The sequence below is a fragment of the Paraflavitalea sp. genome (assembly GCF_059502485.1).
Genome location: NZ_JCACET010000010.1, coordinates 1,122,443 through 1,148,032, shown reverse-complemented (window position 1 = coordinate 1,148,032; position 25,590 = coordinate 1,122,443). Strand labels below are relative to the sequence as shown.

The following is a 25,590-nucleotide window of genomic DNA, read 5'->3' as shown; positions in this document are numbered from 1 at the left end:
GTCTGATGAGACTTATCCTATTACTACTGATAATTTGGCTCAACGCCTGCGTTGGCATTGAGCCGTTCAACGGAACAAGTTGCAAATTCGATAATGGCAAACATGCCGCTACTGCCAACTACTATAATCCGGATACAAAATACAGTGCTACTTATGAATTGGAGGTATATGTATTAAACTGTAAGATTATCCGTATTAACTTTTCCAACGGAGGCTGGCTTGATAAAGATCATATTCAGCCAGTCGAAATCGACAGAAACTGCAACGCCATGCTGAAAGACGATAGAGATAGAATATGGAAGGTTCACTTACAGTGATATGTCCTGAAAATTCATAGATATAAATAACCACTTAAATGGAAAAGATTTCTGGTAAAAAACTGGTTCAATTTAGACACAAATCCGACCGTGCTAAAAAGAGTTTCGCAGTCGGACTAAAGAAGAATAAAGTAAAGAGTAATGCTGAAAGTGGTGGTGATTATTGGATCAGTAGTTTGAGCGCAATAAGTAATAGTTTTAAGTTCGATGATTTACAATATATAATTGATAAAAAAGGAGAGATTGAAGATAAACTGGAGGATAATGAAGACGAGAGAATTCAGGAAATGTATATAAGGAATATTGATATTTTATACCATTATGAAGACTTTGATCTTAAAAAATGGAGACCTGTTAAGAAGATAAAATTATTACCAAAAGATAAAAAGAATTCTATTTTGATCATCAAAGGGCTGCCTGTACAGGCATTGCCGCATCACATTTTTACATTTAAAAAGAATGATGTAGAAGAAATAGGAGCAATTTGGTTTATTGCCAAATTGAATGGATTTAGGAAAGAAGAACTGGGACTATTTGTCGACATCTTATATAGATATTTAAAGGCCCATTTTTCGGAAGACTATAATCTAAATCCACAATATTGCATTGCGGTAGATGTGTTTAATTGTTTTGAAGTTAATTATTCGCAATTAGCAAAAGGCAAAATACCTGTTATCCTGGATGGAATATTGGACGAGATAAATGACTTGCTATAACCTGTAACTAACAATATGGACTCCGGATCGACAATCCCATTGCCATCCCCTGGAACTTTAAGTTTTAAATAACCACTACCGTGATAGCGTACGATTGAGAATCTCACGCTTTATGCATATATTGGCTACCGTTTATGACCCCTGACTATGAAGCTATTATCAGTCATACTTTCGCTGCTTGTTGCACAAACGGTATCTGCCCAGACGATGCCCTGGACATTTGTTCCAGTCAGAAAAGATATTTTTGGTCAGCCTGGTTCCTTTATCAATTTACCAAATAGTAAGGTCTGCGAGATCATTATAATGCCTGATTCCTCTTTTGAATTTCAGGTTAGGCCCCATGTGAGCTGCCTTACCTGGCTTGATTATAAAGGGACATGGAGACGGGAAAAAGATACCTTGTTCTTTGGTGATCACTACGAAGTGAAAGAGTCAGGCGTAAAGGCAACGTACAAAAGAGATTCGATGCAATCGTTCCGCTTCAGCTTTAAGACAGATAGAAACGAGCAGTTGAGCAACAGGGATATCAAAATCAGGTACATTTATGACTTCTTTTCGGAGCTGCAGGATGTCGACAAAATGTTTACTTTAAATCCTGACAACACACTTGAGATTCCATTTAAAAATATTCCCAACCTTAACAAGCTTGCTTCAATAGAAATTAAATATCAGTTAAACGGTACAGAAGAGAGATATGGGTATCTCACCCAGAATAAAATCGCCAATATAAAAAAAGGAGACCTTCCCAATATTATTGATGTTGAGTTCGTGCATAAGCCTCAAAAAGAGATAGTCTATCGGACGATCAAGGGCGTCATGCAACAAGGCACACTTGCAATCGTTTCTTCAACCAAAACAAAATCAATGTTTCCGGATTATCAGCCAGACATCGAATTGGAAGAGACATACGAATTGAGCAAATAACAATAACCCCATCAGGCCCTGTATAACGAAATTATTCCTAACCTTGCTGGTACTTACGCCCGTGTAAGACATCGATTAGCATCGAACGAGAAGCCAGATGGATTAAACACTAATTACATGATCCCTCTCCCTGACATAGCAGAACTATTATTTACCGGCCCCCTTGACGAGCCCAGGATTATCGAATTTATCGGCGATGATAGCTATGTGAATATAGCTAAAGGCCTCTTCGCAGAGATCAACTGGCTGAATACGCCCGGGCCAATCTATACTACTCATACTGATAATTGTGGCACAGGACAGGTCGCAGCAATGAACAATGTGGGTGGAGACGAAAATTACCATGAGGTGATCTTTAAGCAACCCTTCTCACGCCAGGAACTTAAAGAAACACTCACCGCAGCAGCTATTGATCCTTTCGACGCATACTATTTTGATGGAAACACAAACTGGACAACTGAGTTGATTCATCAATGGTGGGCAAAAAGCAAGGAGAGAATTACGTACATCCTTGATAATTATGAGCATGAGATCAAGCTGCCCGATATTCTCGACAGACCTTTGTATGGACCGCGCAATCCAATACCGGAGAATTATAAAAGCTGGTTGGATTTCTATCAGAACGATATGAAAAATTACCTCGAATGGTACAGCTTTAAACTATCAGGACAGCAAGCAGCCTTGGCCGAACTGAATGTTGACTGGAAAAGAAAAGAGGAATTAGACAAAGTGCTGGAAGAAAAGAAGAATAACAAGAAATAGCCAATTCCCCCACTACTGTTGAGAGATGTAAGGCAGATTCCGTAAATGAGAATGAAAAGTTAATATGCATAAGAGAAGCCCGACCTTACCGCGCTTTTTACCATATGGTAAATAATTGGGCCCTAACATTCGCTAACTTTGCGCGCGTGAAAGCATTCATAGATTATATTTTGCAGTTTGGAAGTTTGAATCAGCAACAAACTGACCTGATTCTAAGCAAAGCGACTGTGCTGGAACTTCGTAAAGACGAATACTTTTCGGAAGCTGGCAAGATACCCAGGTATGTAGGTTTTGTGCTGGAAGGCGTCTTTCGTTTTTGCTACTACAACAATAAAGGACAGGAGATCACGAATTACTTCATGGATGAAAACAGCTTTGTTTCAGACTATCAGAAGTTTGAGATACAAGTAGTGGCTTCCGACTACATACAGGCAGTTACCGATAGCAAGCTGCTTGTCTTTTCAAAGAAGGATTGGGATGATATCTCCAATACAATAGTTGGTTGGGATAAGATTATCGACCAGATAATTAAAAAATGCCTCTTAGAAACGATTGAGAGAAGAAGCCCGTTGGTGTCAGAAGATGCCACCACCCGCTATCTATCATTCATGGAGATGTTTCCGACCGTTATGAATCGTGTTCCGCTTGCGTATATCGCTTCTTACCTGGGCATCACACAACAATCATTAAGCAGAATAAGAAAAAACATCCGCTAAAATTGCTTTTTACCATATGGTAAACGCTTTCTTTTTGTAGATACTGACCTTTGCATCATTATTTAAACAACAAAAAAATGAGTAGCAAAGTCGTACTGATTACAGGAACAAATAGCGGGTTTGGATGGCTTATCGCCAATAGCGTTGCAGCGTTGGGGCATAAAGTATATGCCACCATGAGAGATACCAACGGAAAGAACGCTGATAAAGCAAAAGCCCTCGCACAGGTAAAAAATATTACCGTGCTGGATGTCGCACTAACCGACGATACAAGTGTAAAAAATGCCATTGATACAATCAAAGCCAAAGAAGGAACAATCGATGTATTGGTAAACAATGCAGCCGTTGCCATGTTTGGTGTAGCCGAAAGCGCTACGCCGTTTGATGTACAGCGGATATTTGATATCAATGTGATCGCCCCCTGGCGATTGATGAAGTTGGCATTGCCAGCTATGCGCAAACAGTCGGAAGGATTAATTATTAACGTGTCAAGTGGAAATGGAAGGTTCACCTTTCCGTTTTCTGCAGTATACGGAGCTTCAAAGTTTGCTTTGGAAGGATTGAGCGAAGGGTTACATTATGAATTGAGACCGTTAGGAGTCGATGTAGCCATCGTTCAACCGGGCGCTTTTCCTACTGAAATGTCCCAAAAGGTCCAGTTCGGCTCCGACCCATCAGTTATGGAGGACTACAAAGCGATCGCTGCAGTGCCGGACAAGATATTTGCAGCCATGGGTCAAATGTTTGAAACGGTAAAGCCCGATCCGCAGTACGTAGCAGATGCAGTAGTAAAGCTGATCAATTTACCAAAAGGACAAAGACCGTTAAGAACAGTTGTTGACCCGTCCACAGGACAAATTGTTGAAAGAGCTAATGACGCCATAAAAGGTGAATATGCAAAAGTGTTAACGGCATTTGGCATGCAGGAACTACTGGCTTGAGAAAGGCCGGAGGTTGGGCCTCCTGTTTACGCAGTTGGCCCAATTTTTACGTATTATCGCACATGCGATCACCCGTCACGATCCTTATTGCTTTCTTAATCCTCATCCCCGGGCTGTCCCATGCCCAAAAGCGATGGGGTGGCAGTCGGGTAAACCGCCTTATAAACAGGTTTTTTAACGACACCACCTCCGCCGCTGAGAAAAGCTTCCGGGTATATCCCACACTGGGCTATTCACCCGAAACCGGCGTCGAGCCCGGCGCCTCCGCCTTATGGCTGTTCAGGGCTAAAGGCGACAGTACAAACCGCCTCAGCGAAGTACAGACATTCGCCTTCTTCACCTTCAAAGCACAATACGGACTCTGGATCGACAATGCCATCTATGGCGACAAGGACAAATGGTTTTTCCTCGGCAGAAGCAGGATCCAGCGATTTCCCCTGCTATACTATGGCATAGGCGACCACTCGTCCGGCGATCACCCGGCCGTAGTGGATGCCAACTATATACTCCTCCGGCAGCGCGTGCTCAGGAAGATAAAACCCAACCTGTTCCTGGGACCGGAGATCGATTTCCAGCACCTGTTCGGCGTCACGTTCAACCAACCCGAAGAAGGGCTTCACCATCCCTTGCCAACCGGTAGCGACGGCACCACCAACCTCGGCTTCGGGGCCGCACTGGTATACGACAACCGCCACAACGTCCTTAATGTCCGCAAAGGATGGTTTGCGGAGCTCTCTTACCTCGGCTACCATCCTTCCCTGGCAAGCGACTATTCTTTCAACAGCATCAACCTCGATGTGCGCGGCTTCCATCCCCATAAGAAAAACAATGTCATTGCCTGGCAGGTGGTAGGCAATTTCATGAAAGGAGAAGTGCCATTCAACCAAATGGCGATGGTAGGAGGGGAGATGATGATGCGCGGATACTACCAGGGCCGCTACCGCGATAAGAACATGCTGGCAGCCCAGGTCGAATACCGCCTGCTGCCCTTTACCTTCAGCAAACGCTGGGGCGCGACCATCTTTGCCGGCACAGCGGCCGTAGCCCCACAGGTCAAAGCATTTAAGCTCGACAGAACACAGTTGGCAGGAGGCGCCGGCCTTCGCTATTTACTATTCCCAAAGAAAGACATATTCCTGCGCCTGGACGTGGGCTTCACCAGAGAAGGCCCGGGTTTCTATTTCTTCACAGGAGAAGCATTTTGATTTGAGCAGCTATTGCTTATATTTATGACCATCGAAGCACCAGCTCCTGATGCCCCGTTTATGGAACAAATCAGACACATAGCAACATCCTTCAACGGACCGGTAATTGCCCTTGCCGAGTTTGAAAAAAGAGTACAGATTTTTGATATCAATAGACTGGACACTATCGCAGAATTCGATACCATACTCAGTTTCGGAGGAAGAAGATTGGCAATTGCAGCAAATGGGGAAATATGTATTTGCGGTTGTTGGGCACGCCACGGTATTTGCGCCTACGACACCACTACAGGAAAGCTCATTTGGCAGCGAAAAGACCTTAAAAAAGTGCAGCGTATACAGATACTGCAAGTTGACGAAACTAAAATTTTTACATCCTTTGAAAGAGGCGCAAGCCGTATTATAGATATAAATACCGGTGCCGACATTGATAAAATATCCGGAGCAAGATTACTTTTTAACAGTAAATACGCTCCGGTCGATATTGTTGATAAATCAGGTAAGACCCAGGTAGTAGACAGAAGTACAGGGAAAACAAAACTGAGTATGCAAAGTCAATCATTTGCCACTTTGGATATAGCCTTTGCTGAAAATAGCGTTGCAATATCCGAAGTTGCAGGGCCGCTGAGTTGTTATAGTATACACGGGTTTGGAAAACCCTTATGGCGACTACCCATGGATAAAGATGGGCATCTTTCGCGGATTAGTTACAACGAACAACTCAATATGTTTGTAGGAGTCAGCCTGACATCATCAAGTAAAGAAAGGCCCAGAAAGTTAAAGTATATTAATAAAGACAACGGAACGATTGAAAAAGAATTGGCCATTAACCGCCCAATAGAAGCTGAATTTGCATTGAATGGACAAGTGTTGATTACGTCCGATAGAGAAATAATAAATGTTGAAACGGGTGAAAAGAAGAGCTGGGCGTAATACTGTAATTCCTGTTTCTTAATTTATCACCAATGATAAACCGATAGCAAAACTTATAAATATTTCTTTATGGGTACTTGGACAAGCTTTTTTGTAAAGACAACTGATAAGGCCAAGTTGGTAGAAGCACTTCGATCGGCACTGCCCCGCATAACAGAAGTGGTAGAAGACCAGCCGGGAAGTATAACCAACGATATTCAACCCTCTACCAATAGCCAGCCTGATCGTTTAGTGCTTGCCCAAACCAACCCGGAATGGTGTGTTGTATTTCATAACAGCTTCGATAAATTAGACGACCTGGCCTTGGGGCTTTCTCAGGACCTCGACACCTCGGTAATAGTCACGATGGCCCAGAGCGTATCCGACTATTACTACTTTGCCCTGTACAGTAACGGACACAATAAAAGAGAGATCGAAGTTTGTTACAGCGATGATACCGAAATGGTAAACACGGGAGAGCGTTTCCACTTTGAAAATGAAGAGCCCGGTGAAAAAGAAGAATACGATGGTGAAGTAAGCTATTTATTCGGCTTCGACAGCCTGGAGCAATACTGCAAACAGTTTGGTTTCAATATGTATGAAAAGCCGGAAAACTTTAGATGGACATTATTGCAAAATCCTAAATATAAGTTTGCCCCTAAACCCACAGCCAATACCCCTAAAGTAACGATCAGTAATACAAAGCCCTGGTGGAAATTCTGGTAAATCATAAAGACGTATAATGAACCCAAGAATAGAAGATTTAAATGCTAAAAGATTAGTCGGCAAACGGCTCACAATGAGCTTGGCTAATAACAAGACGGCTGAACTCTGGAAAAACTTCATGCCCCGGCGTAGAGAAATAACCAATAACCTCACAAATGACCTGATTGCAATGCAGGTATATAACCCTGCATACTTTACAAGCTTTAACCCAGCCAACGAATTTGAGAAATGGGCTGCCATTGAAGTAGCAGATTTTGAAAAGCTGCCCGATGATATGGAAGCCTATACATTGACAGGCGGATTGTATGCTGTCTTCGACTATAAAGGCCCAGCCGGAGATCCATCGATTTTTCAATACATCTTCGGTACGTGGTTGCCAGGCTCAGGTTATGAACTGGACCACCGGCCCCACTTTGAAGTATTAGGCGACAAATACAAAAACAACGACCCCGCATCGGAAGAAGAAATTTGGATACCAATAAAGCTCCACAATGCTTAAACAAACCCTGACTATATTAGTCCTTACAGCATTTTCCGCATCCGGATTTGCACAAAGGCCAGTAAAAAAAGAACTGAAGGTCTACAAGGCAGCCCTCGAAGAAGACATGCGCCGCACAGGAAACATTTATTTATGGTGGGATTAAATTGCCTTCTATTATATGGCTTTACAAGCACAAAACAGCATCGGTAAAAGCAAGCTTTTCTGGGTATTCCCTTGCCTGATTATTTTAATGACTGGGGCCTTTGCCTTTAGTGAATTGTCAGAGTTTTACACTGTTGCTATTAATGGCGAAACAGAAGGTTATCCCTGGGGAGCAGTAAATGAAGTGCCTTGGTATTACCAGACACCCACCACGTATTCAATATACGCTTTGACTAGCGGGCTGTTGTTTCTGGCAGCAACTATCCTGATAGCCTTGGCATTGATAAAGAAAAGTAGAAAACTAATGATAATAGGCGTTAGCCTCGCATTTATGCTGTTTTTAGTAGACGTCGTCAGCACAAACAAGCAATAATAGCCCACAAACACACAATATTCTCACATTTTAGAAAAATATGACTATGTTTTTGAATTTAGCGCTCGTTTTAACGTTAGGGATCACGGATGGTAACATTCAACCATTGAAAACAGAAAAAGAGATGTTCGGATTATTCAAAAAACAAGACCCTATCGGTAAATTTTGGCAGTGGTTTCAGAAGAACGAACCAAGACTACGGTACTTTCAGCAAAACCCCGATAAAATACTGACAGAAGTTTTAGACAATGCAAAAAAGATAGAACGGGGCCTTGCCATAGAATTTGAACCACCCGCAAATAATATCATCAAAGTAACAGTTTCAGCCGATGGTGATAAGAACCTCTTCTCGGTTGTAAAGGAGATTGTGGCCAAGGCGCCTAAAATACAAGGCTGGGAATTTATAGCATTTAGACAAAGGATGCCGTCGGACTTAGTAAAAGGAATGGTATTGAAAGCCCAGGGACATGAGCTCAATCCCAATAAAATGAAGTTTTTCCCTATTGTAGAGGGCGATACCCTGGACATCATTGTCTACGCGGAAAACATTACAGAAGAGAATTTCAACCAGGTAGCATATGGCGGGCTATTGATAATCGACAACATCTTGGGAGAGTACGATTGCGTGATGAAAGTACGCAACTACGACTTTCACAATATGCCTGTTGAAAAGGAAGAACTGAAAGACCTGAAACCGCTGCTTGAGCTGGCTGAATATGTCGACAACTTTCACAAAACAAAAAATAAATGACTAAGCGCTTTTTAAAGATCATTACCCCTGTAGTTCTTGGAAGCCTGATATTGACAGGATATAAGTCAGCTAAAACGACAGACCTCAGGCAAGCAGAGCCATCAGTAACAACATTCCCTGCTACTTTAAAAGAACTGGATGCCGTGGAACAAAAAATTGGCTCTCAGGACGTGTCCTATTCCTTTATGGTGAAGATCGGCGAAAACCTTTATCCCAATAAGTTGCATTTCGACCTGACTAAGACCAAACGCTATTTGCGAACCATCACCAGAGAGGGAATGGAACACACGGTAGAATGTTTTGCAACAGCCGATGATTCAGTTCGGGTAGTATTACATGAATGGAGTGTACCGAAAGGCGTCACTACTCCACTAACCAATGCTGGTTCGGCAGACCCGGCTTCACAAACCAGAGTAGTCAACGCGTTCAATAACAGGTTTACCAACCTCGACTCCTCCTTCACCAAGCTACTCGGCACGCCAATAATAAGAGATATCAAAACCGGTTTTCAGAAAGAAGTAGGAAGAGATGATGTCAAATGGGCCGCAAACCAATTGAACGCTTACCTGTTGATGTTTAAGAGGGATGGCGACGTGTATAGGCAAATAAGATTGATTGTTTATCCAAAGTAGCAATCGTTACGCTGATTATCCTTTCTCAGTGCGCTTCGTGTACCTGATCGTCGAGCCGGGAATAATACCTACTATATGCAGTTCAGTAGCTGCATCAGTGGCGATAGATTGATTTTTGTAGGGCTCCGGTACAATGCTGGCCTGCCAATGTTTCGGATCGATATCGAAATAAGAAGAAAGACCATTGAAAGGCAGGTCTGGTTGACCATAAAACGTATACCTTTCGGTGTCTGTAGCGTCTTGAATTTCGATATTTATCCTAAGCTCATCACAATTGAAAAGCTCTTCCAGTTCGAGCATGTTCTTTCTGATATAAAAAATAACGGAAGGATGACTCACGTAAAGCCTTACAACCGATTTTACTTCTTCAGTCGCGGAAAAAGACTTGAAAGCATGAAGCATTTGAATAAAAGAAAACACCGGCGGGAAAGTTCTTTGAGACCCAGCTGAAAAATGCATACAATGGATCACCCGGTACTTGCCATTGGTGATCTGTAAAGCCTGGATGAAAGCCTCTTTGATGATCCGCAGGTCACGCGCCTTCCGGCCTTTACCAAGTTCATTATTCCGTGCAATAGCAGCATATAAATTACTGTCACTATATTGATACACCAAAGGTTGTGAAGTCTTCCGGAACTTTTTAGCATTATAGCTATCGCCAATGATATCCTTACCCTTGTGAGAAGGCCACACGACACTGTCAAAACCTGCACTAAAGATGCAGCACTCCTTTTTCGTAGGTTTGGGCAACGCCGAAGCTATTACTTCAAAATCGGGAGTAGTACTACGCTCTTCAGCTTGATAGATGCTTTTGGTACCGAACGATAGTTTGTAAATTTTCTTACTGTCAGACCTGATGGCATTTTCAAGCATCGTAAGCGACTTGGCCAGTCCGCTGTAGTCGCCAGGCTCTCCCGGATAATACAGGGAGATCACATTCAACTTTGTATGAAGAAAGTGAGGATCAACTTTGCCCGATTTGATATCCTGTTCATGAAACAACGCACAATGCGTATTGGGATTGCTTCCAAAACTCTCCAAAGTCTGACCAAAGAGTCCACGGAAATAATCCTCCGTTAAGCCCGACCCCACGAAAAGCAACGAGAAGTTTCGAAACACCTCTCCAAACGCAGAACGAAAAACCTGGTTGTTATAAGTAGCCTGGCGGTAATGCCGGTAGCCAATCACGATCTCCTCTTCCAGGTTTTCATCATTGATACTCGTGCCAAAATACCCTTGCAATGCCCAGTAAAGCGTGTTCACAGGAGCGTTAAGCGATGAAAGAAGTGTATGACAATCACGCTGATTCCGTCCATACACCGAGATAGGATCACCATCCTGCCGTGACTGTTTCTTAGTGTAAGCCTTCACAAACATCCTGTCATAATTAGTGGTCAAAACAAGCGGCCACCAGATATTACTCAAAGCCTCACAATTAGGGCTCACCGCTGGCTCCGTACTTTTTTTATAACCAAGGCTGTTTTTGATGGCACTGGTATAGTCCGCCGAATTACCCCGCTGCAATTTATTGATGATTGCTTCAGCCGCCTGGATCAATTCACTCGAACTCAATTTCGATACATCCTCTATGGCCGTTGCAGTATGCTTCGATAGATTTGAAATAAACGTTGTCCAGCTGGGAATAGTAGGCGCACTTAAGCCCGCTCCCGTAAAAGGCACCAGTTTACCCTTGTTGTAAGTATGAACAAGCCTTGGAATTGCTTCCTCGAATTTTAATGGTTGGAACACGGCCATAAACGACACATTTATTTTACCGAAAATATACAATCTATCTGTCACCATGTTGACAGCTCAGTAAGTGCTTCCACAAACTTTTCTCCCTCCTCATACGCCGCTGCAAAAATATCTTCCATAGTTTCAATATAAGTTACATCAACTTCTTCCACATCAACCACTGCAACCTTCTTCTCTTCAGAGAAAGCCGCCGCCAGCACCTCATCCGCAAAAGAGGGCACTGCCACGACTGCTATACCCTCCGAAGGCTTGTCTTCAATCCTTTCCATATTTCCTCCCAATCCATCAAATCCAACAGATCGTGGTTCAGACACAGACAGCATGACCCTTAAAGCGCCACCCCTCACCAGCACGGGTTTCTCATTCACCAGCTTGTAAAACTCGATCCCCATCAGCCAGAAACAATCCTGCTCATTGCTGGGCTGTATCATCTGTTCGATAGCAAAGGGAGACCCGGCCTTACGCCCCATGGCATGTAAGGCGCTTATCTGTCTATCCTGGTAATAAGTACGTTTGTCAAAGTCGATCGACAGGATGCACGATACCAGCCGGTAATGCGTCGCATCCTTTGGTATACCCTTCTTCTTCCGGATGCGGAATGCTGGCACATCCAGCGCCAGTTTGCCCGCCTCAAGCGAGAAACAATTCTCTATGTTCAGGGGAAGCGCATTCTCCAGCGGCAAATGGTGGTTGAACTCGAAGCCAACCAACTTCGATAAATTACCGGCGCTAACCTCCCGCTTGCCATAATCATGGATGGGGTCGTCTTTGAGCGCCGCCAGCAAGGGACCATTCATGCGGCCACTGAGCCGTATATTCTTTACGGATCGCAGCAAATCACCCAGCGCATGCCGCATCAGCCTGGAAGCAGCAGTAGCTCGTTTCCATTCAGCGGCGTTGTGCCGCGTATTGGTAAAGCGGTCAAGGTTTTTGACCTGCCACGCCGAGGGGCCGCCTTTTTCTTTCATCTGTTGGCCATACTCATTCTTAAAATAGGTCGTGTTACCCACTGACCCGCGGATCTCAAAAGGAGATAGGATTTTAGCCATATATAAGATTTTTACCTAATTTACAACTACGGATAGGGGTTTCCAAATGACCATGACCGAAAGTGACCGAAATGGCCGAAAATGCTCTTTTTTTCCGAAAAGGTCGAAAATGTAATGGTCGATAAATTGCGTAAGCATGCATCCGATAACTGGCCGAAAACTGGCGCAAGCATGCCGCATAGCTAAGTGCTGAAGGGTGCTTGTGCCCAATCTCAGGTCAATCCCATAGCATTCCCATAGCAACCCTATAGCAGAAGTAAACCACAAGTAAAGCAGAGGTAAAGGAGAAGTAAAGCAGTAGTAAGACAACAACCCTCAAATGCAGGCAGAACGCGGGTTTATATTGTTCCGGATTGGCAAATCCAGTCCCCGCAAGAGTTTGATCGAAAAGAGGAATTTGAAAATAGTATTTGCTGTCATAGAATATGATATCCGATTACAATATACTCAAAAAGGCAAACCTTCCCATGCCATTCATCATCTAATCCAACAATTTATCTCGATCCCCCTTTTCAATACAACAGGAAACGCATACTTTACCCGTCTAATACCAAAATCTATTTGCACATGAGAAAATTCCTGTTCACATGTTCAGCCGTTGTACTCAGCTGCCTGGCACAGGCCCAGGACGAAAAGCTGGACGCCGATATGGTACAGAAGATACGTACCGAAGGCCTGAACAACTCCAAGGTAATGGACATCGTTTTCTACCTCACAGAAGTTAGCGGACCCCGTCTCAACAATTCTCCCGGCTACATGCGCGCTGCCAACTGGGCTAAAAGCGAGCTCACCAAATACGGCGCAGAAGGTGCCCAGCTCGAAGCCTGGGGCGATTGGGGCAAAGGCTGGGAACTGGAAAAGTCCTACGTAGCCATGACAGCCCCTTACTACCGCCCGCTGATCGCATTCCCTAAAACCTGGACCTCCAGCACCAAAGGATTGAAGAGCGCAGAAGTGATTGTCCTCGAAGCCAAAGACTCCGTAGAACTCCTTTCCTATAAAGGCAAACTCAAAGGCAAGCTCGTCCTGATACCACGCACAGATACATTGAAGCCAACCTATACCGCCGATGGCAGCCGTCGCACAGAAGACGAACTGAGCAAGATGGCAGCATGGACACCCAACCCTGCACCAGCAGCTGGTGGCGGTGGTCGCGGACCTGGTGGCCCCGGCGGCCCTCGTGGTGGCTTCGGCGCTGCAATGGCCCTGCAGACAAAGATCAGGGATATGGCCAAAGCCGAAGGAGCAGTAGCATTGTTGAGCACCAGCCCCCGTGGTCGCGATGGCACCCTGTTTGTACAAGGCGGTGGTGCTTATGCAGGCACGGCGCCCGAAAACTTCCTCGACATCATGTTGGCCTACGAAGATTATATGTCACTCCAAAGATTGGTGAAAGCAGGCATCCCCGTGAAGATCGACGTAGACGTAAAATCTAAATTCTATACAGCCGACTTGAAAGGATACAACGTAGTGGCAGAGATCAAAGGCACCGATCCCCAGCTGAAAGAAGAACTGGTGATGTTGGGCGGCCACCTCGACTCCTGGCATGGATCAGTAGGCGCTACCGACAACGCAGCCGGTTGCGCTGTGATGATGGAAGCCATTCGCATCCTGAAAGCACTGAACATTAAACCACGCCGCACCATTCGCATCGCATTGTGGGGTGGGGAAGAGCAGGGGCTCCACGGTTCCCGCAACTATGTACGCAACCATTTCACCGACACCACTACCCGTCGCTTCAACGCAGCAGGTGATAAAGTAGCAGCCTACTTCAACCTCGACAATGGCACCGGTAAAATACGGGGCATCTACACACAGGGAAACGAAGGCGTGAAACCCATCTTCGCCAAATGGCTGGAGCCATTCAAAGACCTCGGCGCTACCACCGTTACATTACAAAACACAGGCGGCACCGATCACCTGTCATTCGATGGCATTGGTTTAGCAGGCTTCCAGTTCATCCAGGATGAAATAGAGTACAACACCCGTACACACCATACCAATATGGATTCCTACGATCACCTGCAGGCCGACGACCTCAAACAAGCCGCCACCGTGATCGCATCCTTTGTATACCACGCCGCTCAGCGCGACGCAAAACTGCCCCGCAAAGCTCCCACACAAGGAGGACAAGGCAGACAAGGATTCTAAAAGAAAACGAAAGCTCACAATAAAAACGCCCCGGATATTATTTATCCGGGGCGTTGTATTTATAAGGTATTTCGAAACAAATGGACTGACGATTGCCGATACTGCCGATTGCCGGCTCCGTCACTGCGAATACTTAAACTTCACCACCGCACTCTTCTGTTCACTCGACGACAACCGTACCTCATACCGCTTCTTACCAACAGTAATGACCATGAGAGCAGTGTTAGGCGGAATACGCCCAAGATTCTCGGCATACATCATCAGCTCATACTCGGTGTTTGGAAAAGCAGTAAACTGTAAAGGAAGCGGCCTGTCAGTAAGCCGTTTCTTATGCAGCAATAATGTATTATTCAGTAACACACTCACCGTGTCATCATCGATCTCGGCATTGTCATACAATTCGATCTTCACAGTAGGAGAGTCGATCACCACCGTTTGCACCACTTCCTTTTCACGCGATTGCAACTTCAGGTTCTGTTGCAGCTTCAGTAACGTATCACTTTGATAAATGTCTACCGGGAAAGCGGGAACCGACACGCGGTTAAGAGAGATCTTACCGGGAGGACATGCATTGTTATTACCCATTTCATGTCCGCGCCAGTCACCCAGCAATACTTCCTCTACGCCAGTTTTCGACCAGGTGAGATCATATACCTTGATACACGGAATACAATTGGCAGGAACACTGTATTGCAGTACGGCGCTTTCAGTGATCACCATGCGTTTGTTCAACGGGTTGTAGCGACCAGTAAAGTTTACCTTGGTAAATTGCTTATTGTCAACGTAACTATAAGCATTCCCCATCATGGTCGTCTCATTCGAATAATAAATATGCAGTTCCAGGAAATACTCAGGAAAACAACCCTGAGAACCTTGCGTGCGCTTGCCACGCCAGATGCCGGTAAGGGATTGCGCTGCCAAAGAGCCGCTACAGAGAACCATGAGAAACACGAAGAGAAAACGCATGGGGGGATTTTATCGGAAATTACCAACTACAACAATACAAGCCACACTAATTTATGTGAGCGGTACAGAAAAGCGTGAAGCAGGATGTTGCTCCGCTGCTAACAGCTAAAAGCTAACGGCTAATAGCTAATTATGGTCCTGCCTTATACTTGAAGATCACAACCGCATTCTTTTGCTCCGTAGAAGTAATGCGCACTTCAAACGTCTGCTTGCCGGCATCCACTACCATCAGAGAAGTATTGGGAGGCACCTCGCCCAGGTTCTCAGCCACCATCACCAGCTCATGATAAACGTTGTCATCATCCAGCTTAATTTTTAATGGAATAGCTTTTTCCGTCAACCGTTGTTTGGAGAGAACCAGTTTTTTATCGAGATATACAGAAATAGTATCATTGTCCACACTACCATTATCATAGATCCTGATAAAGATCTCGTTGGCATTCGTAACGATAGTTTTTACCAGTTCATTCTCCCGCGTCAGCAATATCTTGGGCGTAGGCACGGGCGGAGCTACCACTACCGGCTTCTCCACCTTCTTCACAGAATCCACGATGATGGGTTTGGTCGTCAGGTTAGGTTCCTGCGTTTTAGCCACCGGTGGCGTCTTGGGCGGGTCGGCCTTCTTGACTACAGTATTGCTTTTGGGAGTAGTGACAGCAGGTTTAGTGGCAGGTTTCGTTGCCGGGGTCGTCTTAGCAGTAGTAGGCGGGGGAGTAACCTTTTTGGTCACTGCCGGCTTCTCAACAACAACAGGAGTGGTTTTCTTGGCCACGGCACTATCAGGCTTGGGAGTAGCTACCAACGGCTTCTTATCCGCATCCTTTTCCCGCTCCACGAGAAAAGGCTCCTTATAAAAATCAGAAGTGACAACCTTACGCAAAAACACAGTACCCTTGCCACAATCAGTAGAGTCACTCAGCTTCATACTGGTATAAGTACCCTCGAGGAATTCTTCATCACCCACCTTGGAATATTGCAAAAAGAGCGTCATCAGGCAAATGCCGCCGCCACTACTCATGCGCTGCTCCACGATCTTGAGTTCGTCCAGTAAAACTTTGCCGGTTTTGGGATTCACAGTACCCTGGCAGGTAGCCTTGCCATAAAAAACGGTGGTGAGGTAGGAGTAAGTAACACCCGCGAAAGCTTTGTCTTTTTGGTCCACTTGTACTTCAAACTTATACCGGTCATCCTGACCCAACATTTCCATCAGCCGGTTCTTGGCCATCGAGCGGAAACCACCCCTCCAGATGCCCGTCAGGTCCTGGGCCGATGCGGAAATACCAACACAACAGATCGCAAAAAGTAAAAATCGCTTCATGAATAAAAACCTCACAGGGGCAAATTAGTTAAATTATCAGTTTATTACGATAAATATCGTATGTCATCATCTGCAAAAGTTCGTTAAATTTGCGGTTCTCTCGGATATGGGACGCAGATGCGGGCTCAAGATACGCGTTTCACCAATACGATCATCTGCCACGCATCCCCACAAGCTGCATGAATACATGAATGGCTGCCATACCCCAGAGTTATAAAAATCAACAGAAACGGCAATAACAACAAATGATCAAAATTACATTACCGGACGGAGCAGTACGGGAGTATGAAGCAGGAGTCACTGCTTTAGACGTCGCAAAATCGATCAGCGAAGGGCTCGCCAGGAAAGTACTGGCAGCAAGTGTCAACGGACAAGTGTGGGATGCCACGCGGCCAATAACCGAAGATGCAAACCTGAAACTCCTCACGTGGGATGATGATGGCGGTAAGAGCACCTTCTGGCACTCCTCGGCCCACCTGATGGCAGAGGCAGTAGAAGACCTGTTCCCCGGAGCCAAGTTCTGGGTAGGGCCTGCAATTGAAAAAGGGTTTTACTACGATATAGACCTCGGAGGCCGTCAGATCAGCGAAGAAGACCTGCGCAAACTGGAAAAGAAGATGAACGAGCTGGCCAAACAGAACAACAGCTACGTACGCAAAGCCATGCCCAAAGCCGAGGCAGTAAAATACTTTACCGAAAAAGGCGACGAGTATAAGCTGGACCTCCTGAGCAATCTCACCGACGGAGAGATCACCTTCTATACACAAGGCTCCTTTACCGATCTGTGCCGTGGGCCTCACATCCCGACCACAGCACCCATCAAAGCCATCAAGCTCACCAACATAGCCGGAGCCTATTGGAAAAACGATTCCAACAACAAGCAGCTCACCCGTATTTACGGCGTTACCTTCCCTTCCCAAAAAGAACTGGATGAGTACCTGCAACTGCTGGAAGAAGCCAAAAAGCGTGATCACCGGAAGCTGGGCAAGGAATTAGGCATTTTCACCATGGACGATGATGTAGGTCAGGGCCTGCCCCTGTGGATGCCAAACGGTACCATCATCATTGAAGAGTTGGAAAAACTGGCTAAAGAAACAGAGCAAAAAGGGGGCTACAAAAGAGTAGTGACCCCCCACATCGCCAAAGAGAGCATGTACCTCACCAGCGGACACTTGCCCTATTACCAGGACAGTATGTACCCACCCATGGAGTTGGACGGTACCAAATACTACCTGAAAGCGATGAACTGCCCCCACCACCACAAGATATTCGCCGCAGAGCCACGCAGCTACAAAGAACTGCCCCTCCGCCTGGCCGAATATGGCACCTGCTACCGCTACGAGCAGAGCGGGGAGCTGTTTGGTTTGATGCGCGTACGTTGTTTACACATGAACGACGCCCACATCTATTGCACCCGCGAGCAGTTCGCAAACGAGTTTAGGGCAGTTAACGACATGTATATCAAATACTTCAAGATATTCGGTATCGACAAGTACGTGATGCGCCTGTCACTCCACGAACCCTCCAAGCTGGGTCAGAAGTACATCAACGAGCCAGAACTGTGGCTGGAAACCGAGGAAATGGTTCGGCAGGTACTGAAAGAATCCAACATCCCCTATGTAGAAGTACCCGACGAAGGCGCCTTCTACGGACCCAAGATCGACGTTCAGATCTGGAGCACCATCGGGCGCGAGTTTACCCTGGCTACCAACCAGGTGGACTTTGCCCAGGGACGCCGCTTCAAGCTGGAGTTCACCAACAAGGAAAACACCCCCGAAACCCCGCTTATCATTCACCGGGCGCCCCTGGGTACCCACGAGCGCTTCATCGGCTTCCTGTTGGAACACTACGCAGGCAAGTTCCCGGCATGGCTGGCACCCGTACAAGTCAAGGTGCTGCCCATTTCCGATAAGTTCCTGCCCTACGCAAATACTATTTTAGAATCCCTGAAAAATGCAGATATTCGTGGAGAGGTCGATGACCGCAATGAGAAGATAGGCAAGAAGATCCGCGATACCGAGCTCATGAAGGTCCCTTACATGCTGGTAGTAGGAGAGAAAGAAATGAACGAAGGAAAAGTTGCTATCCGCAGACAAGGAAAAGGAGACCTTGGCACCAAATCTGTGGAGGAGTTCATTGCCGAACTCTCGGCAGAAATTAAAGAGCGCAGAGGAGAGTAAATATTCATTATTTTTATCCTATGAACGCTACACAATCCTTTAAAATCTATGAAATTCTGCAAAGGCATTTTAAAAACGATGTCGATGCAAAGACAGTGGTTGCTGAAATAGAACTGATAATAGATAATAAGTTCGATAAAGAAAGAAACATACTATCAACCAAAGAAGACATTCATCTGTTAAGACAGGATGTAATGAAATTTCATGTCGATGTCGAAAAAAGGTTCAATACAACGATCCTTTGGATTGTAGGAACTGGAATAGGAGTGGTAGGGTTGATTTTTTCAGTTATCAAACTATTCGTAACTCAATAATGTAGTCAGAAATCCGTTCCATAAAACAAAAAACAAATAAAATTTTAGTTCACGTAAAAATTGTAAATGGCATTTCCACCGAGACCTCCGAGAGGTAATTTCAATCCACGTTTTCGAAAAGAACAACAACAAGAACACCGCACCAACCACATGATCCGCGTACCACAGGTACGACTCGTGGGCGACAATGTACCCGTAGGTGTTTATTCCATCCAGGAAGCGCTGAAAATGGCGCAGGAGCAGCAGCTCGATCTGGTAGAAATCTCCCCACAGGCCGATCCCCCGGTATGTAAGATCATCGACTATAATAAATTCCTGTACGAGAAGAAGAAGAAAGAGAAAGAGATGAAGGCCAACAGTAAAACGGCCGAAGTAAAAGAGATCCGTTTTACACCTGGCACAGATGACCATGACTTCGACTTCAAGGCACGCCATGCCGAAACCTTCCTCAAAGAAGGCAACAAGGTAAAAGCCTATGTACAGTTCAAAGGCCGCGCCATCATGTTCAAAGAACGTGGAGAATTGGTGCTCCTGAAGTTTGCAGAACGCCTCGCCGAAGTAGGACAGCCCGAAGGCATGCCCAAGTTGGAAGGAAAGCGTATGCTCATGATCATCGCACCAAAGGGCAAACAAAAGAAGCCCAAAGACGCCAAAGAATAATAACTAAGCGTACAATATTAAAAGCATCCCGCCACCAGCGGGATGCTTTTGTCTTGTCAGGAACCTTACAACTTCACAAACTCCACACGCCTGTTATTAGCCTTGCCGGTGGGCGTATCATTCTTATCAGCAGGCTCCGATTCGCCTTTTCCGTCCGCTTCCATGCGGGAAAGATCTATGTTAAACTCCTTGGACAACGCAGCCTTCACTGCCGCCGCCCGGCGTTTGGATAAGTCCATATTCGATACATCATCACCATCACTATCCGTGTGACCGATGATCTTTACTTTCACATCACCATGCTCGGTCAGCACACCGGCAATCTCCTTCAACACACCATACGACTCCGGCTTGATACGATCACTGTTTACGTCGAATAAAATACCGTGTGTCACAAACTTGCCTTCCGTAATGAGTTTGTTGCGCGTATCAGGAGCGCCTACGGCGAGGCGTACATTGTGCAACAAATACCGGTCATTCGCATCACTCGTGCCACCAAGCATAAACAACAACGTATTGTACTTCTTCACCCCATCAAAAGCACGCGGCACATCCCACACCTTCTCCTCATTGAGATAAACCCGCAGCCGTTGTTTTTGCCGCCATATGGACACCTTCACATACGTGTTACCCTTACTATGAAATTGAGTGGTAGCACTTGCATTCTCCATATCAGGATTGCCCGCGTTCCATACACCAAAGCCCGAATGGCCACGGCTGCCACCAGCTTCCGTTGGGTGGATCCATACCTCCACCGCTTCCTTCTTGGCAGGGCCAAAAGCCTTATAATTTTGAAACTCCTTCCTGTTGGTAAGAGCAGCCATGTACAAATGAAAAGCAGAAGAGTAGTAGCTGAAATTAGCATTACACATCACGTCAAATTCCAGCGTAAAATTCTCCGGCAGCGAAGTGATAAACTCAGGCATGAACACACCCTCCTTCGAAAGCGAGAGCCATTTACCCGTTTTGCCCTCCACCGTTACAAGCTCACCGGTAGAATTGGTATTCCATTTATCAGGAAAATCACCAACAGCATCCTGCGAAAAATCTTCTTCAACCAGTATCTTCTCACCGGGCACGAAGTCGAACTTGCTATAACTCTTCAGTCCGCCAGTTTTGCCATTGCCTATGCCGCCACCATTATTCCCTCCGTTTGCTTCTTCATTCACAGCACCCTCTTCAGAAGTAGATTTACCATTTTCCTTTTTAGGTTTCTTCTTGCCGTCTACGGCATCATCTATCGATTTATCAACCTTCTGGTTGATCTTCTGTTCAACCTTGTTTTGAGCACTTTTGCCCAGGCGTTTCAATATCTGCGCCTGCGAAAGCTGCAGCACGAGAACAAGAGGCAGCAGCAAAAACAACTTATTCATATTGATGGGTTTTGATTAGACGAGGTAAAAATATCACCTTGCCAAGGCCCCGCAAGGCCCGTTTAAACGCATTACATGTAGTTGTTTTTATGCCGGAAAATGTTTATAGATTGCAGCACTATGGATATGGAATGGTTGCAAAAACAATGTCTTTCCTGGCCCGCAACAGAAGAAGAAGTCAAGTGGGAAAATGCCCTCTGCTACATGGTGGCCAGGAAAATATTCTGTCTGTACGGATTGGATGATGGCCGCATCTCCTTCAAAGTGCCCGACGAGCAGTTTGAAGAGATCTCAGGAACAGATGGCTTCATGCCGGCGCCATACCTGGCCCGCGCCAAATGGGTAACACTCGTGCAGCTGGAGAAAGTAACCAAAAGAGAATTGGCAGATTACCTGAAACAATCCTACGAACTCATAAAAGCCAAACTCCCTAAAAAAGTAAAAGCCGAATACGGACTCTAATTGTTGTCACCCTGAGCCTGTCGAAGGGCCTAAGCCTTGCAACATTCATTAGCTTAACCAATATGAAAATCTTCAACATCATCTTCTGCTTGCTATTCATCTTTAGCGCCGCCCTCCAATACAACGATCCCGATCCCTACATATGGATTCCGATCTATGGATATGGAGCCGTATTATGCTGGTTGGCATTTCGTGGTAAGTATTATCCCAAAGCATACCTCGTTGGCATAGCCGCCTACACAGTATATGCAATCGTCCTCTTCTTCGAAAAAGATGGTGTATGGGATTGGATCACCAAACATGACGCGGAGGATATCGCCCAGACCATGAAAGCCTCCACCCCCTGGATAGAAGACACACGCGAATTCTTCGGATTATTGATCCTTATAATCGTACTCTTGATCAACTATTATCATGATAAGAAGCGTAAAACGGCCCGGAAATAAACGCTTGTAATTGCGGGAACATTTATATGTTTTATTGAAATATATCCGCAAGGCCGCAAATAGCCGCAATATAACCGCTTTATTTGCATTAAAATGCTCTAATTCAGCAGATTCCCGCGCGTTTTTTTGTAATTTTTGGGTACAAACCAAATAACCAAACTAACTCGCGTATGAAAGCATTCCTCCGCGCAGTGTGGATAGTCTGTTGCCTATGCACACCCGCACTGCTATTTAGCCAAACCCGGCAGATCACCGGAACCGTGCAATCAGAAAAAGGAGAGCCCGTCCCCATGGCCTCCGTGCTGGAAAAAACAACTTCTAATGGAGTTACTGCCGATGAGAACGGCAAGTTTATCATCACCGTTGCCAACACGGGCGCCACACTGGTTGTTTCAGCTGTTGGCTATACACCCCGCGAAATAAAAGTGGGTACCTCCGCAACCATTTCCATAACACTCCAGGAAGTAGCCAACCTGTCAGAGGTAGTAGTAACAGCCATGGGTATCTCCCGGGAGAAAAAAGCACTGGGCTACGCCACCCAGGAGATCAAAGCGGCAGACCTCAACCGCAACCTGCAACCCAACATCGTCAATGCGATGCAGGGTAAAGTAGCTGGCGTAACGATCTCCAGCGTAGGAGGTGGTCCAGGCCAGGGAGCCAGCATACGCATCCGTGGCGTCAACTCCATTAACCCCAACCAGGCGGGCGATCCACTCTTTGTGATCGATGGAGTTCTGATCGATAATAGCACCTCCACCTTAGGAGCAGGATCGTCCAACAACGTGCGCTCCGTGGGCAACAGAGCCTCCGATCTTAACCCGGAAGACGTGGAAAGCATCAACATCCTGAAAGGCGGTGCAGCCACAGCCCTCTATGGTCTTCGTGGCTCCAACGGCGTAGTGGTCATCACCACCAAGAGAGGAAAAAGCGGTGCCATGCAGGTCAACTTCAGCAGCACTTATGGCTTCGAGAACATCAATAAGATTCCCGAAACACAGCTCGTCTATACAGCAGGTATCGTAGGCGTGTACACGCCGATCGGTCTGGGGCCAGCCTGGGGGCCAACCATCGCAGAAGCGAAAGTGATCGATCCTACTCACCCCGATAAATTATACGACAACTATAAACAAGCCTACGAAACCGGCAACCAGTGGCGCAATGCGATCAACGTAGCCGGTGGCACAGAGAACGTTCGCTACTTCTCTTCCGTCTCTTATTTCACACAGGAAGGCATGCTGCCATTCACTGATTACAAAAACTTCTCTGCCCGTTTAAATACGGATATAAAGCTCAGTTCAAAACTGAAAGCATCTGTCAACCTGAACTACACCAAATCAGGCGGCTACAAATACGATGCAGATAGGTTCGGCGAAAGTCTGGCCTACTTCTCCGGCCGTTGGGATGTAAAAGACTATGTGAACCCCGACGGAACGCAGGTTTGGAGAGGTACCAACAACCCGATATTCGGAGCAGCCACCAACCGCCTCAAAGACGATGTGGACCGTATCATAGGAGGCATCAACCTGAGCTATTCACCATTCAAATGGCTCGACCTTAGCTACCGCGTAGGGCTCGACAATTACAACGACAACCGCCTCCGCACGGCTCCCGGTCTTCGTGGTATCGCCGGAGAACGTAACTACGACAATGAAGAAGGATTCGTAGGCGTGTACAACACTACCTTCCGCGCTATCAACTCTACCTTCCTCGCGTCAGCCTCCTTCAACCTGATGAAAGACCTGAAAACATCAGTAAGAGTAGGGCAGGAGCTGTACGATCGCCGCATACGCGCTACCGGAACACTGGGTTCCAAGCTCGGTCAGTTCGATTGGTACAACCTGCGCAATGCAGCCGTACTGACGCCCTCCGACAGCTACAATGAGTACCGCCTGATGGGTATCTTCGGAGAAGCAACCTTCGACTACAAGAACTTCCTCTTCCTGTCCGTAACAGGCCGGAACGATATCACATCCTCCTTGTTGAAACCCAACAACTCATTCTTCTATCCTTCCGTGAACCTGGGTTATGTATTATCTGAGCACGTTAAAATGCCTGATTTCATCGACTACGTGAAACTGCGCCTGTCTTATGCACGTATAGGTAAAGATGCGCCACCCTATGCTACCCTCACAGGGTACACGGCCTACAGCAGCCTTCCTTCAGGTATCACCGGCTTTACACGCGCCGCCAACCTGGGCGATCCGGAGCTGAAGCCTGAGTTCACCAACACCTATGAAGGAGGTGTAGAACTTCGTTTCCTCAACAATCGCTTGAGCATCGATGCCACCTACTACCATTCATTAAGCGAAGACCAGATACTTCCGGTAAACATCTCCTCAGCCACGGGCTATGCAAGCGCCTTCATCAATGCCGGTAGCATGCGCAACAAAGGCATTGAGCTGATCCTGAAAGGCACACCCGTTATTACGAAGAACTTCACCTGGGATGCGAGCATCAACTTTGCAGCCAACCGCAATAAGGTCGTAAGCCTTAGCCAGGGCCTTACAGAAATACCCTACGCCACCCATCCTGGATATGGCAACGCGGCCGTTACCATGAAGTTGATTCCCGGAGAAGCATTCGGTAACCTCTACGGAACCCATTACCTCCGCTACTACGGCTCCGATCCACAGGATCCAAGAAGAACAGATAAATCAAGGCCAGTGATCATTGGCGCCAATGGCTTTCCTGCATTGGGACCGGTATCCAGCCAAAAACTCCTGGGTAATTCACAGCCCGATTGGCTGGGAGGCATGACACACACATTCACCTACAAGCGACTCACCCTTACTGCCCTCATAGATGCACGTTGGGGATTTGAGAAATACAACCGCCTCGACAACTTCTTCGCTGCCTTCGGTATAGCCACCTATACACTCGATCGCCGTGATTTCAAAGTATTCGACGGTGTACTCGCAGATGGTTCCAAGAACACCAAATCAGTATGGCTCGGACAAGGCACTGGCCCTGATGGCGTAGCCTACGGCGAAGGATACTACCGGCTCAACTACCGCACGATCTCAGAACCCTTCATACAAGATGCATCCTGGGTAAGACTCCGGTCAGCAAGCCTGTCCTACGCATTGCCAACCAAATGGTTTGGTAAGAACTCCATCATCCGCAATGCTACGGTTTCCGCTACCGGCAACAACCTCTGGCTCCATACCAATTACTTCGGGCTTGATCCGGAGACGGTATCAGCCGATGCAGGCAGCAATGTCGATGGATTCTCAGGCTTCACCTATCCAGCCCCACGCACCTTCCTGTTCACCCTAAATGTTGGATTCTAAAAACAAAAGAC

General features: G+C 46.3%; 26 protein-coding genes. 21 read left to right on the top strand and 5 right to left on the bottom strand.

Features of this window, described 5'->3' with window-relative positions; genetic code table 11:
• Positions 1-5: 5 nt before the first annotated feature.
• The 14 genes from AC5JBY_RS21870 to AC5JBY_RS21805 all read left to right on the top strand — a co-directional run bounded on the left by AC5JBY_RS21870 (position 6) and on the right by AC5JBY_RS21805 (position 9,615).
• Positions 6-317 carry a hypothetical protein gene (locus tag AC5JBY_RS21870; RefSeq protein ID WP_495906786.1) on the top strand — a complete coding sequence of 104 codons (312 nt, stop codon included), beginning with the start codon at positions 6-8 and terminating at the stop codon, positions 315-317.
• A 38-nt stretch (positions 318-355) separates the two neighbouring features.
• Complete coding sequence (locus AC5JBY_RS21865; protein WP_495906785.1) at positions 356-1,033, top strand: hypothetical protein; 678 nt, start codon at positions 356-358, stop codon at positions 1,031-1,033.
• A gap of 147 nt (positions 1,034-1,180) precedes the next feature.
• Positions 1,181-1,957: a hypothetical protein gene (locus AC5JBY_RS21860; protein ID WP_495906784.1), complete on the top strand. Its 777-nt coding sequence runs from the start codon at positions 1,181-1,183 to the stop codon at positions 1,955-1,957.
• Positions 1,958-2,074: 117 nt separating this feature from the next.
• Positions 2,075-2,719 (top strand): hypothetical protein, encoded by a 645-nt coding sequence (locus tag AC5JBY_RS21855; RefSeq protein ID WP_495906783.1) that lies wholly within the window; start codon positions 2,075-2,077, stop codon positions 2,717-2,719.
• A 146-nt stretch (positions 2,720-2,865) separates the two neighbouring features.
• Positions 2,866-3,435 carry a Crp/Fnr family transcriptional regulator gene (locus AC5JBY_RS21850; protein ID WP_495906782.1) on the top strand — a complete coding sequence of 190 codons (570 nt, stop codon included), beginning with the start codon at positions 2,866-2,868 and terminating at the stop codon, positions 3,433-3,435.
• 77 nt (positions 3,436-3,512) lie between these two features.
• On the top strand, positions 3,513-4,376 hold the full coding sequence (locus tag AC5JBY_RS21845) for an SDR family oxidoreductase (protein WP_495906781.1): 864 nt from the start codon (positions 3,513-3,515) through the stop codon (positions 4,374-4,376).
• Positions 4,377-4,438: 62 nt separating this feature from the next.
• The gene (locus tag AC5JBY_RS21840; protein ID WP_495906780.1) at positions 4,439-5,581 is read left to right on the top strand and encodes a BamA/TamA family outer membrane protein; all 1,143 of its coding nucleotides are present in this window, start codon (positions 4,439-4,441) and stop codon (positions 5,579-5,581) included.
• Positions 5,582-5,605: 24 nt separating this feature from the next.
• A complete protein-coding gene (locus AC5JBY_RS21835; RefSeq protein ID WP_495906779.1) occupies positions 5,606-6,511 on the top strand; it encodes a hypothetical protein in 906 nt (301 codons plus the stop codon).
• A 69-nt stretch (positions 6,512-6,580) separates the two neighbouring features.
• Positions 6,581-7,216, top strand: a complete 636-nt coding sequence (locus tag AC5JBY_RS21830; protein ID WP_495906778.1) for a hypothetical protein — start codon at positions 6,581-6,583, stop codon at positions 7,214-7,216.
• Between the two features lie 16 nt (positions 7,217-7,232).
• The gene (locus AC5JBY_RS21825) at positions 7,233-7,715 is read left to right on the top strand and encodes a GyrI-like domain-containing protein (protein ID WP_495906777.1); all 483 of its coding nucleotides are present in this window, start codon (positions 7,233-7,235) and stop codon (positions 7,713-7,715) included.
• Positions 7,708-7,860 carry a hypothetical protein gene (locus tag AC5JBY_RS21820; protein ID WP_495906776.1) on the top strand — a complete coding sequence of 51 codons (153 nt, stop codon included), beginning with the start codon at positions 7,708-7,710 and terminating at the stop codon, positions 7,858-7,860. Before AC5JBY_RS21825 ends, AC5JBY_RS21820 begins: the two co-directional genes overlap by 8 nt.
• A 15-nt stretch (positions 7,861-7,875) precedes the next feature.
• The gene (locus AC5JBY_RS21815) at positions 7,876-8,232 is read left to right on the top strand and encodes a hypothetical protein (RefSeq protein WP_495906775.1); all 357 of its coding nucleotides are present in this window, start codon (positions 7,876-7,878) and stop codon (positions 8,230-8,232) included.
• Positions 8,233-8,278: 46 nt separating this feature from the next.
• On the top strand, positions 8,279-8,983 hold the full coding sequence (locus AC5JBY_RS21810) for a hypothetical protein (RefSeq protein WP_495906774.1): 705 nt from the start codon (positions 8,279-8,281) through the stop codon (positions 8,981-8,983).
• Complete coding sequence (locus AC5JBY_RS21805) at positions 8,980-9,615, top strand: hypothetical protein (protein ID WP_495906773.1); 636 nt, start codon at positions 8,980-8,982, stop codon at positions 9,613-9,615. The genes AC5JBY_RS21810 and AC5JBY_RS21805 overlap by 4 nt, the downstream gene beginning before the upstream one ends.
• Positions 9,616-9,630: 15 nt before the next feature.
• Here the strand turns inward: AC5JBY_RS21805 and AC5JBY_RS21800 are convergent, their stop codons facing one another.
• Entirely contained in the window at positions 9,631-11,370 is a 1,740-nt protein-coding gene (locus AC5JBY_RS21800) for an SIR2 family protein (RefSeq protein WP_495906772.1), read from the bottom strand.
• Between the two features lie 41 nt (positions 11,371-11,411).
• On the bottom strand, positions 11,412-12,419 hold the full coding sequence (locus tag AC5JBY_RS21795) for a hypothetical protein (RefSeq protein WP_495906771.1): 1,008 nt from the start codon (positions 12,417-12,419) through the stop codon (positions 11,412-11,414).
• Positions 12,420-12,986: 567 nt separating this feature from the next.
• Here AC5JBY_RS21795 and AC5JBY_RS21790 point away from each other — a divergent pair.
• A complete protein-coding gene (locus AC5JBY_RS21790) occupies positions 12,987-14,570 on the top strand; it encodes a M20/M25/M40 family metallo-hydrolase (protein WP_495906770.1) in 1,584 nt (527 codons plus the stop codon).
• 120 nt (positions 14,571-14,690) lie between these two features.
• Here the strand turns inward: AC5JBY_RS21790 and AC5JBY_RS21785 are convergent, their stop codons facing one another.
• Positions 14,691-15,536 (bottom strand): hypothetical protein, encoded by an 846-nt coding sequence (locus AC5JBY_RS21785; RefSeq protein WP_495906769.1) that lies wholly within the window; start codon positions 15,534-15,536, stop codon positions 14,691-14,693.
• Between the two features lie 130 nt (positions 15,537-15,666).
• Entirely contained in the window at positions 15,667-16,854 is a 1,188-nt protein-coding gene (locus AC5JBY_RS21780) for a hypothetical protein (RefSeq protein WP_495906768.1), read from the bottom strand.
• Between the two features lie 245 nt (positions 16,855-17,099).
• Between AC5JBY_RS21780 and thrS the strand changes: the two genes are divergently transcribed.
• The 3 genes from thrS to infC all read left to right on the top strand — a co-directional run bounded on the left by thrS (position 17,100) and on the right by infC (position 20,008).
• The gene (gene thrS / locus AC5JBY_RS21775) at positions 17,100-19,034 is read left to right on the top strand and encodes a threonine--tRNA ligase (RefSeq protein ID WP_495906767.1); all 1,935 of its coding nucleotides are present in this window, start codon (positions 17,100-17,102) and stop codon (positions 19,032-19,034) included.
• 20 nt (positions 19,035-19,054) lie between these two features.
• Positions 19,055-19,348 (top strand): hypothetical protein, encoded by a 294-nt coding sequence (locus AC5JBY_RS21770; protein WP_495906766.1) that lies wholly within the window; start codon positions 19,055-19,057, stop codon positions 19,346-19,348.
• 66 nt (positions 19,349-19,414) lie between these two features.
• The gene (infC, locus tag AC5JBY_RS21765; protein WP_495906765.1) at positions 19,415-20,008 is read left to right on the top strand and encodes a translation initiation factor IF-3; all 594 of its coding nucleotides are present in this window, start codon (positions 19,415-19,417) and stop codon (positions 20,006-20,008) included.
• A gap of 65 nt (positions 20,009-20,073) precedes the next feature.
• Here infC and AC5JBY_RS21760 read toward each other — a convergent pair whose 3' ends face one another.
• Complete coding sequence (locus AC5JBY_RS21760; RefSeq protein WP_495906764.1) at positions 20,074-21,381, bottom strand: OmpA family protein; 1,308 nt, start codon at positions 21,379-21,381, stop codon at positions 20,074-20,076.
• A gap of 126 nt (positions 21,382-21,507) precedes the next feature.
• Between AC5JBY_RS21760 and AC5JBY_RS21755 the strand changes: the two genes are divergently transcribed.
• The 3 genes from AC5JBY_RS21755 (at position 21,508) to AC5JBY_RS21745 (ending at position 25,579) form a co-directional block, all read left to right on the top strand.
• On the top strand, positions 21,508-21,843 hold the full coding sequence (locus AC5JBY_RS21755) for an MmcQ/YjbR family DNA-binding protein (RefSeq protein ID WP_495906763.1): 336 nt from the start codon (positions 21,508-21,510) through the stop codon (positions 21,841-21,843).
• A 62-nt stretch (positions 21,844-21,905) separates the two neighbouring features.
• Positions 21,906-22,289 (top strand): transmembrane 220 family protein, encoded by a 384-nt coding sequence (locus AC5JBY_RS21750; protein WP_495906762.1) that lies wholly within the window; start codon positions 21,906-21,908, stop codon positions 22,287-22,289.
• A gap of 170 nt (positions 22,290-22,459) precedes the next feature.
• Positions 22,460-25,579: a SusC/RagA family TonB-linked outer membrane protein gene (locus tag AC5JBY_RS21745; protein ID WP_495906761.1), complete on the top strand. Its 3,120-nt coding sequence runs from the start codon at positions 22,460-22,462 to the stop codon at positions 25,577-25,579.
• The last annotated feature ends 11 nt before the right edge of the window (positions 25,580-25,590 follow it).

Excerpts from the sequence above, each read along its gene's own strand:
- AC5JBY_RS21795 (WP_495906771.1), bottom strand. The coding sequence starts at position 12,419 with ATGGCTAAAATCCTATCTCCTTTTGAGATCCGCGGGTCAGTGGGTAAC.
- AC5JBY_RS21750 (WP_495906762.1), top strand. The coding sequence starts at position 21,906 with ATGAAAATCTTCAACATCATCTTCTGCTTGCTATTCATCTTTAGCGCC.
- AC5JBY_RS21825 (WP_495906777.1), top strand. The coding sequence starts at position 7,233 with ATGAACCCAAGAATAGAAGATTTAAATGCTAAAAGATTAGTCGGCAAA.
- AC5JBY_RS21820 (WP_495906776.1), top strand. The coding sequence starts at position 7,708 with ATGCTTAAACAAACCCTGACTATATTAGTCCTTACAGCATTTTCCGCA.
- infC (WP_495906765.1), top strand. The coding sequence starts at position 19,415 with ATGGCATTTCCACCGAGACCTCCGAGAGGTAATTTCAATCCACGTTTT.
- AC5JBY_RS21805 (WP_495906773.1), top strand. The coding sequence starts at position 8,980 with ATGACTAAGCGCTTTTTAAAGATCATTACCCCTGTAGTTCTTGGAAGC.
- AC5JBY_RS21810 (WP_495906774.1), top strand. The coding sequence starts at position 8,279 with ATGTTTTTGAATTTAGCGCTCGTTTTAACGTTAGGGATCACGGATGGT.
- AC5JBY_RS21745 (WP_495906761.1), top strand. The coding sequence starts at position 22,460 with ATGAAAGCATTCCTCCGCGCAGTGTGGATAGTCTGTTGCCTATGCACA.
- thrS (WP_495906767.1), top strand. The coding sequence starts at position 17,100 with ATGATCAAAATTACATTACCGGACGGAGCAGTACGGGAGTATGAAGCA.
- AC5JBY_RS21780 (WP_495906768.1), bottom strand. The coding sequence starts at position 16,854 with ATGAAGCGATTTTTACTTTTTGCGATCTGTTGTGTTGGTATTTCCGCA.
- AC5JBY_RS21800 (WP_495906772.1), bottom strand. The coding sequence starts at position 11,370 with ATGGCCGTGTTCCAACCATTAAAATTCGAGGAAGCAATTCCAAGGCTT.
- AC5JBY_RS21815 (WP_495906775.1), top strand. The coding sequence starts at position 7,876 with ATGGCTTTACAAGCACAAAACAGCATCGGTAAAAGCAAGCTTTTCTGG.
- AC5JBY_RS21870 (WP_495906786.1), top strand. The coding sequence starts at position 6 with ATGAGACTTATCCTATTACTACTGATAATTTGGCTCAACGCCTGCGTT.
- AC5JBY_RS21840 (WP_495906780.1), top strand. The coding sequence starts at position 4,439 with ATGCGATCACCCGTCACGATCCTTATTGCTTTCTTAATCCTCATCCCC.
- AC5JBY_RS21835 (WP_495906779.1), top strand. The coding sequence starts at position 5,606 with ATGACCATCGAAGCACCAGCTCCTGATGCCCCGTTTATGGAACAAATC.
- AC5JBY_RS21860 (WP_495906784.1), top strand. The coding sequence starts at position 1,181 with ATGAAGCTATTATCAGTCATACTTTCGCTGCTTGTTGCACAAACGGTA.
- AC5JBY_RS21830 (WP_495906778.1), top strand. The coding sequence starts at position 6,581 with ATGGGTACTTGGACAAGCTTTTTTGTAAAGACAACTGATAAGGCCAAG.
- AC5JBY_RS21755 (WP_495906763.1), top strand. The coding sequence starts at position 21,508 with ATGGAATGGTTGCAAAAACAATGTCTTTCCTGGCCCGCAACAGAAGAA.
- AC5JBY_RS21785 (WP_495906769.1), bottom strand. The coding sequence starts at position 15,536 with ATGCGTTTTCTCTTCGTGTTTCTCATGGTTCTCTGTAGCGGCTCTTTG.
- AC5JBY_RS21845 (WP_495906781.1), top strand. The coding sequence starts at position 3,513 with ATGAGTAGCAAAGTCGTACTGATTACAGGAACAAATAGCGGGTTTGGA.
- AC5JBY_RS21770 (WP_495906766.1), top strand. The coding sequence starts at position 19,055 with ATGAACGCTACACAATCCTTTAAAATCTATGAAATTCTGCAAAGGCAT.
- AC5JBY_RS21865 (WP_495906785.1), top strand. The coding sequence starts at position 356 with ATGGAAAAGATTTCTGGTAAAAAACTGGTTCAATTTAGACACAAATCC.
- AC5JBY_RS21855 (WP_495906783.1), top strand. The coding sequence starts at position 2,075 with ATGATCCCTCTCCCTGACATAGCAGAACTATTATTTACCGGCCCCCTT.
- AC5JBY_RS21790 (WP_495906770.1), top strand. The coding sequence starts at position 12,987 with ATGAGAAAATTCCTGTTCACATGTTCAGCCGTTGTACTCAGCTGCCTG.
- AC5JBY_RS21760 (WP_495906764.1), bottom strand. The coding sequence starts at position 21,381 with ATGAATAAGTTGTTTTTGCTGCTGCCTCTTGTTCTCGTGCTGCAGCTT.